Here is an 8,166-nt window from a genome sequence, read left to right on the forward strand (position 1 = left end):
ACGCGCACGTCGGGGCCAACACCCAGCTTCACCAATCGGTGCGCAAGCTGATTGGCGCGGACTTCCAGCTCCTGGAAGGTGAGCTGCTCCTCGCGGCAGATGACGGCCAGGGCTTCAGGCGTGCGAAGGGCCTGGGCGCTGAAGGCCTCATGGAGGCAGAGGTCGCGGGGGAACTCCGCGCTGGGGCCATTCCAATCGACGAGGAGCTGCTGGCGCTCCGGCGCGGTGAGCAGCGGCAGGCTCGCGAGCGTCGCATCCGGCTGCGCGGCGATGGCCTCCAGCAGCACGCCCAGGTGACCCACCAGGCGCTGCATGGTCGACGCGTCGAAGAGGTCGCTGCTGTACTCCAGGACACCCACGAAGCCCTGGGGCGAGTCCTGCAGCGTCAGCGTCAGGTCGAACTTCGCGGAGTTCGCTTCGAGCGGAACCTGCTCGAACGACAAGCCTGGCACGCGCAGGGCTTCCGCGGGCGTGTTCTGCAGGGAGAACATCGCCTGGAAGAGCGCACTGCGGCTCAGGTCTCGCGCCGGTTGGAGTGCCTCCACCAGCTTCTCGAAGGGCACGTGCTGGTGCTCATAGGCCGCGAGCGTCGTGCCTCGCACCTGGGCGAGGAACTCACGGAAGGTCGACCGCGGCTGGACGTGGGCGCGCAGCACCAGCGTGTTGACGAAGAAGCCGATGAGGCCTTCGGTCTCCGCCTGCGTGCGGCCCGCGATGGGCGTACCCACGCTGATGTCGTCCTGCGTGGAGTAGCGCGACAGGAGCACCTGCCAGGCCGCGAGCAGCAACATGAAGGGCGTGGCGCCCTCGCGTTGGGCCAGGGCCTTGAGGGCCTCCGTGAGATTGGCGGGAATCCGCACGTCCACCGTGGCGCCCCGGTGCGACTGCACGGGCGGACGCGGGCGGTCCGTGGGCAGGTCCAGCGCGGCGGGCGCTCCCGCGAGCTTCTCCTTCCAGTAGCCGAGTTGCGTCTCCAGTGTTTCGCCCTGGAGCCACTGGCGCTGCCAGACGGAGAAGTCCACGTACTGCACGGGCAGCGGCGCGAGGGTAGGCAGTTGATTCGCGTGGAACGCCGCATAGAGCGCCGTGAGCTCCCGAACGAGGACGCTCATGGACCAGCCGTCGGAGACGATGTGATGCATCGTCACCAGCAGCAGGTGCTCCGTCTCGCTCAGCCGTACCAGCGACGTGCGAAGGAGGGGACCCGTGTCTAAGCCGAAGGGACGACGGGCCTCCTCGTTCGCGAGGCGCCGCGCCTCCTCGTCCCGCTGATGGGGCTCGGGCAGGGAGGAGACGTCAAGCAGCGGCAGTGCCCACGTCGCGGGGGAGTGGATGCGCTGCGCGGGCTCGCCCTGGTGCTGGAAGAAGGTGGTGCGCAGCGTCTCATGCCGGGCGACCAGGGCCTCGAAGGCACGGCGAAGGGCCTCGATGTCCACCTGGCCCTTCAACCGGAGGGCGGCGGGGATGTTGTACGCGGCGCTGCCGGGCTGGAGCTGGTCCAACAGCCACAGTCGCTGCTGGGCGAAGGAAAGGGGCCCTTCGTGGGTGACGCGAGCGAGCGGCGAGAGCCGGGAGCCCGCGGTGGCGGTGGGCAGGCGCTCGGCGAGGGCGGCGACGGTGGGAGCCTCGAAGAGGGCACGCAGGGGCAGCTCCGCGCCGAAGGCGGTGCGGACGCGGGAGATGAGCTGGGTGGCCAGCAGCGAGTGTCCACCCAGGGCGAAGAAGTCGTCGTGGATGCCCACGCGCTCCACGCGCAGCACCTGCGTGAAGAGGGCCGCGAGCTGCTCCTCGGCGGGCGTGCGCGGCGCGACGTAGGTGGACTTGGGCGCGACTGCCTGGGGCGCGGGCAGGGCCTTGCGGTCCACCTTGCCGTTGGCGTTGAGCGGTAGCGCCTCCAACACCAGGAACGCGGAGGGGCGCATGTGCTCGGGCAGGTGTTGCTTGAGCCAGTCCTTGAGGATGTCCGCCGTCAGTGCGGAGCCGGTGCCTTCCGTGGGCACCACGTAGGCCACGAGCCGCTTGTCGCCGGGGCTGTCCTCGCGCGCGAGCACCACGGCGGCGTGCACCTGGGCGTGCTTGAGGAGCGTGGACTCGATCTCGCCCAGCTCGATGCGGAAGCCGCGGACCTTCACCTGGAAGTCCGCGCGGCCCAGGTAGTCGAGCATCCCGTCCGCACGCCAGCGCACCACGTCGCCCGTGCGGTAGAGGCGCGCGCCCTGGGTGGAGGAGAAGGCGTCGGGGATGAAGCGCTCCGCCGTCAGCTCGGGGCGGTTGAGGTAGCCGCGCGCGACGCCTTCGCCACCCAGGAAGAGCTCGCCCGCGACGCCCATGGGCACCGGGCGCAGGGACTTGTCCAACACGTACGCGCGGACGTTGGACAGGGGCCGGCCGATGGTGGGCGTGGTGGACGCGTCGAAGGCACAGGCGGTCGCGTCGACGGTGCACTCAGTGGGGCCGTAGACGTTGAAGGCGCGCAGGCGTGGGTGCTGGGCCAGGCGGCTCCAAGTGCCGGGGTCCACCGCCTCGCCGCCCACCAGCGCGCGCCGGGGGAGGACGTCCTTCTCCAGCAGCCCTTCATCCACCAGCATGCGCAGGTGCGCGGGCGAGCAGTCGAGGACCTCCAGCGCGTCCTGCCCGATGCGCTTCACCAGCTCACCCGCATCCGCGCGGGCCTCCTCCGGGACGATGCAGAGGGTGTGGCCGTCGAGCACCTGGACGAGCTGTTGGACGGAGGCGTCGAAGGACAGCGGCGCATTGACGCTGACGCGCTCCGCTGCTCCCCGGCCCTGGTGCACGGTGTTGGCCAGCCCCTGCCGCAGGTTCATCACGGAGCGGTGCTGGATCATCACGCCCTTGGGGCGGCCGGTGCTGCCAGAGGTGTAGATGATGTAGGCCAGGTGCTCGGGAGAGACGGCCACGGCGGGCGCTTCGCGGGACTCGGCCGCGAACTCCGCAGCGTCCGGGTCGAGGAAGACGACGTGGGCCGTGTGCTGCGGCAGCACGTCATGCACGCGCTGCTGCGTGAGGACGACGGGGGCGCCGGTGTCGGAGAGGACGTGGGCGAGCCACTCGCGCGGGTAGCGGAAGTCGAGGGGCACGTAGGCGCCACCCGCCTTGAGGATGCCCAGGATGCCGACGAGCGCCTCCACGGAACGCTCCACGCACAGCACCACGCGCACGTCGGGCCCGACGCCCAGCTTCACCAGCCGGTGTGCCAGTTGGTTGGAGCGCGCGTCCAGCTCCTGGAATGTGAGCTGCTGGTCGCGGCAGATGACGGCCAGGGCTTCGGGTGTCCGCAGGACCTGGGCGGTGAAGGCCTCGTGGAAGCAGGTGTCGCGGGGGAACTCCGCGTCCGTCCGGTTCCAGTCGACGAGGAGTTGCTGGCGCTCCGGCGCCGTGAGCAACGGCAGGCTTGCGAGCGTCGCATCCGGCTGCGCGGCGATGGCCTCCAACAGGACACCCAGGTGGCCCACGAGACGCTGGACCGTGGAGGCATCGAACAGGTCGGTGCTGTACTCGATGAAACCGGTGAGGCCCTGGGGCACCTCGAAGAGCGTGAGGGACAGGTCGAAGCGGGAGGAGTTGCCCTCCAAGGGGATGGGCTGGAAGGCCATGCCCGGCACGCGCAGCGCTTCCGCGGGTGCGTTCTGCAGGACGAGCATCACCTGGAAGAGCGCGCTGCGACTCAGGTCGCGCACGGGCTGAAGGACCTCCACCAGCTTCTCGAAGGGGACGTGCTGGTGCTCGTAGGCGGCGAGCGTCGTGGTCTTCACCTGGGCCAGCAATTCGCGGAACGTCGCCTGCGGATCCACCTGGGCCCGCAGGACGAGCGTGTTGACGAAGAAGCCGATGAGCCCTTCGGCCTCGGCGTGAGTGCGGCCCGCGATGGGGGAGCCAACGGAGATGTCTTCCTGACCCGAGTAACGGGACAGCAGCAACTGGAAGGCGGAGAGCAGCAGCATGAAGGGCGTGGCGCCTTCACGCTGGGCAATGCCGCGCAGCGAGTCCGTCAGCTGCGAGGAGAAGTGCACGGGCATCGTGGCGCCGCGCAGGGACTGGACTGCCGGACGTGGGCGGTCCGTGGGCAGCTCCAATGCCGCGGGCGCACCCGCCAACTGGCGCTTCCAGTAGCCGAGCTGCGACTCCAGCGCTTCGCCCTGGAGCCACTGACGCTGCCAGAGGGCGAAGTCCGCGTATCGCACGGGCAGCGGAGGCAGGGAGGGAGCCCGGCCGCCACTGAAGGACTCATAGAGGCTCGCCAGCTCACGGATGAGGACGCCCATGGACCAGCCGTCGGAGACGATGTGGTGCATCGTCGCGAGGAGGACGTGGGAGTCGGCCGAGAGCTTGAGAAGGGCCGTGCGCAGCAGCGGCCCTCGGACGAGGTTGAAGGGCTGCCGGGCCTCACGGGTGGCAAGCCGCAACGTCTCCGTTTCGCGCGCGGACTCCTCCAGGGAAGAGAGGTCCTGCACGGGGAGCGCCCATGGGGCCGGGGTATGGATGAGCTGGAAGGGCTGGCCTTCCTCTTCGAAGAACGTGGTGCGCAGCGCTTCATGGCGCGCCACGAGCGCTTCGAAGGCGCGGCGCAGGGCCTCCACGTCCAGGCGGCCCAGGAGGCGCAGCGCGACGGGGAGGTTGTAGGAGGCGTCGTCCGGGGTCAGCTGGTCGAGGAACCAGAGACGCTGCTGCGCGAAGGAGAGAGGCAGGGGAGCTTCGGTGCGCGTGCGCGTCAGGGAGGGCAGACGCGTGCCGGTCGCGGCGCGCTGGAGGCGTTCCGTCAGTGCGGCAATGGTGGGAGCCTCGAAGAGGGCACGAAGCGGCAGCTCCATGTCGAGCGCCGCGCGCACACGGGCCACGAGTTGCGTGGCGAGCAGCGAGTGGCCGCCCAGCTCGAAGAAGTTGTCCGTGCGGCCCACGGTGGGGATGCGCAGCACTTCGCTCCAGAGGGCCGCGAGCTTCTCCTCCAGTGGTGTCGCAGGGGCCTCGTAGGCGTGTGAAGCCCGGAGCGCGCTCGCATCCGGAGCAGGAAGGGCCTTGCGGTCCACCTTGCCGTTGGACGTCAGCGGCAGCGTCTCCATGGAGACGAAGGCGGCCGGCACCATGTACTCGGGCAGGTGCTGCTTGAGGTGCGCGCGCAGGGCCGTGACGTCGAGAGCGTCACCCACGACGTATGCCACCAACCGCTTGTCGCCCGGAGAATCCTCGCGGGCGAGCACGACGGCATCCTTCACGGCAGGGGCCGCGCGCAGGGCGTTCTCGACTTCGCCCAGCTCGATGCGGAAGCCGCGCACCTTCACCTGGGCGTCGATGCGGCCAACGAAGTCCAGCTGGCCATCCGCGCGCCAGCGCACCACGTCACCCGTGCGGTAGAGGCGAGCCCCCTCCTCACTGGAGAAGGCATCCGGCACGAATCGCTCGGCGGTGAGGCCCGGCCGTCCCGCGTACCCGCGCGCCACGCCGACGCCACCAATGTGCAGCTCACCGCGCACGCCCACGGGTACCGGCTGTCCGTGCGGGTCCAGCACGTAGACGTGCACGTTCGCCAGCGGCTTGCCGATGGACGGTACGTCCCCATCCGCCACCACCTCACCGAAGGTGGCGATGACGGTGGCTTCGGTGGGGCCGTACGTATTGAGCAGGCGCCGTCCTGGGGCCCAGCGTGCGACGACGTCCGCGGGCAGGGCTTCGCCGCCGGAAATGACGGTGCGCACCTTGGGCAGGCCCTCGGAAGACGTGGCCGCCAGGGCCGCAGGAGTGAGGCTGACGACGCTCAACTCCTGCTCACGCAGCAGCACGGGCAGGGGCGCGCCCGGCATCAGCTTCTCCAGCGGCGCGAGCACCAGCGTGGCGCCGTTGCAGAGCGTGGTGAAAATCTCCTCCACGGAGAGGTCGAAGCTGAGGCTGGCGAACTGAAGCACCCGGCTGCCGGGGCCGATGCCGTAGGCCACCGCCTCATGGGTGACGAGGTTGGCGACGCTGCGGTGCTCCACCGCCGTGCCCTTGGGCGTTCCGGTGCTGCCCGAGGTGTAGAGCAGGTACGCCATGTTCGCGGGCGTCACACCCGTCACGGGAGCATCCGTCGGCTCCTGCGCCAGGGACTCGCGCTCCGTATCCAGGCAGAGCGCGCGTGCATGCAGTGCTTCCGGGAAGCGGTCCACCAGAGGCTGCTGGGTGACGAGCACCTGAGCCGCGCTGTCCTCCAGCATGAAGGCCAGACGCTCCCGGGGCAGGAGCGGATCCACGGGCACCCAGGCGCTACCGGCCTTCAGGATGCCGAGCAGGCCGATGACGATGTCGAGGGAGCGCTCGACGCTGAGGGCGACGCGGACCTCCGGGCCCACGCCACGGCGGCGCAGCGCATGGGCGAGCTGATTGGCGCGCGCGTCCAGTTGCGCATACGTCAGCTGCGTTCCTTCGAAGACCGCGGCCACCGCCTCCGGAGCGCGGCGCACCTGCGCCTCGAAGAGCGAGTGCATGCACGCTTCGGGGAACGGCGCCCGCGTGGCGTTCCACTCCACCAACATTTCGCGTCGCTCGACGGCGGTCAGCAGAGGCAGCCGGGCGACTGCCTCATCCGGCTTCGCGACGGCTTCCCGCAGGAGCACGCGCAGGTGCTCGGCCATGCGTGCGGCGGTGGAGGCGGTGAAGATGTCAGTGGTGTACTCGAGGTAGCCCTTGAGGCCGGCGTCCGTCTCCAACACCTGGAGGGTGAGGTCGAACTTGGCGGAGAAGGTGTCGAGTTCCAGGGCCTCCAGCTTGACGCCTTCGACGGTGGCGGCGCCGCGGAAGGAGGCCTGGTAGGTGAGCATCACCTGGAAGAAAGGAGTGCGGCCCGGGATGCGCTCGGGCTTCAACTCCTCCACGAGCCGCTCGATGGGAAGCTCCTGGTGCTCCTGGGCTCCCAGCACCGTCTCGCGCACCTGACGCAGCAGGGTGCGGAAGGAGGCGCTCCCCGTCACGCGGGTGCGAAGCACCTGGGCGTTGACGAAGAGGCCGATGAGGCCCTCCACCTCGCCGCGCGTACGGCCCGCCATGGGAGAGCCGACGGTGACGTCCTCCTGGCCGGAGTAGCGGGCCATCAGCATCTGCCAGCCCGTCAGCAGAGCCATGTAGAGGGAGGCGCCTTCCTGCTGCGCCACGGCCTTCAATGCGTCCGTCAACTCGCGCGGCAGCAGCACGTCGTGCCGAGCGCCTCGGCCGTCTCGGGTGGCGGGGCGGGGGAAGTCGGTGGGCAGCTCCAGCGCGGAAGGCACTCCGGCCAGCTGGCGCTTCCAGTAGTCGAGTTGCTTCTCCAGCCGGGGGCCCTGCATCCACTCGCGCTGCCAGACACCGAAGTCCGCGTACTGGATGCCCAGGGGAGGCAGGGGGGCTGTTTGGCCTCGCGCGAAGGCGCCGTAGAGGAGCGCCACCTCGCGCACCAGCAGCGTCATGGACCAGCCGTCGGAGATGATGTGGTGCACCACCACGACGAGCAGGTGCTCTGCCGGGGCCGACGTCAGCAGCAGCGCGCGCAGCAGAGGGCCCTTCGCGAGGTCGAAGGGCTGCGCGGCCTCTTCACGCGCCAGACGCCACACTTCTTCCTGCGGCGCGCCCGTGAGGTCCTTGCGCTCCAGGGGGAGCACCGGCTCCGGGGACACCACCTGCACGGGACCGGACGCGTCCTCACGGAAGGTGGTGCGCAGCACTTCATGACGGCGCACGACTTCGCGCAGCGCGCGTTCCAGGACGGCCACATCGAGCGCACCCTCCAGGCGCACCGCCATGGGCACGTTGAAGAGGGAGGTGCCGGGTTGCAGCTGATCAATGAACCAGAGACGCTGCTGCGCGAAGGACAGAGGCAGCGGGCGCGAGCGGTCCTGTACCGGGATGAGGCCCTGGGCGGAGTTGCCCGAGGTGGCCTTCTGCGCGGCCATCTTCTTGAGCAGCTCGGCGCGCTTCTCCGGTGAGAGGTTGGCGATCCGCTTCGACAGATCCTGGCTCATCTCGTGTACTCCGCACTGGGGGATGCCATTGCGCACGAGCGCCACCCGCAACGGTGGCACCCGTGAGATCTCTGACTGCTGCTGATGCTGGATTGCCGTTCTGGACCGCGCTCACAGGAGAAGCGCGGCGGTGGGCAAATTCGCGGTGGTTACATTATTCCGTAACGACATGACGTGTCATGAA

At 69.7% G+C, this 8,166-nt stretch carries 1 protein-coding gene (running past one end of the window); it reads right to left on the reverse strand.

Going from position 1 to position 8,166, the window contains the following annotated elements; genetic code table 11:
* Positions 1-7,982, reverse strand: the 5' portion of a protein-coding gene (locus tag ACX114_RS12865) for a non-ribosomal peptide synthase/polyketide synthase (protein ID WP_459297992.1). It extends 24,538 nt beyond the left edge of the window; only the first 7,982 of its 32,520 coding nucleotides appear in the window; its start codon is at positions 7,980-7,982; its stop codon lies beyond the left edge, outside the window.
* Positions 7,983-8,166 lie beyond the last annotated feature (184 nt).

Source organism: Corallococcus sp. M7 (genome assembly GCF_054512695.1).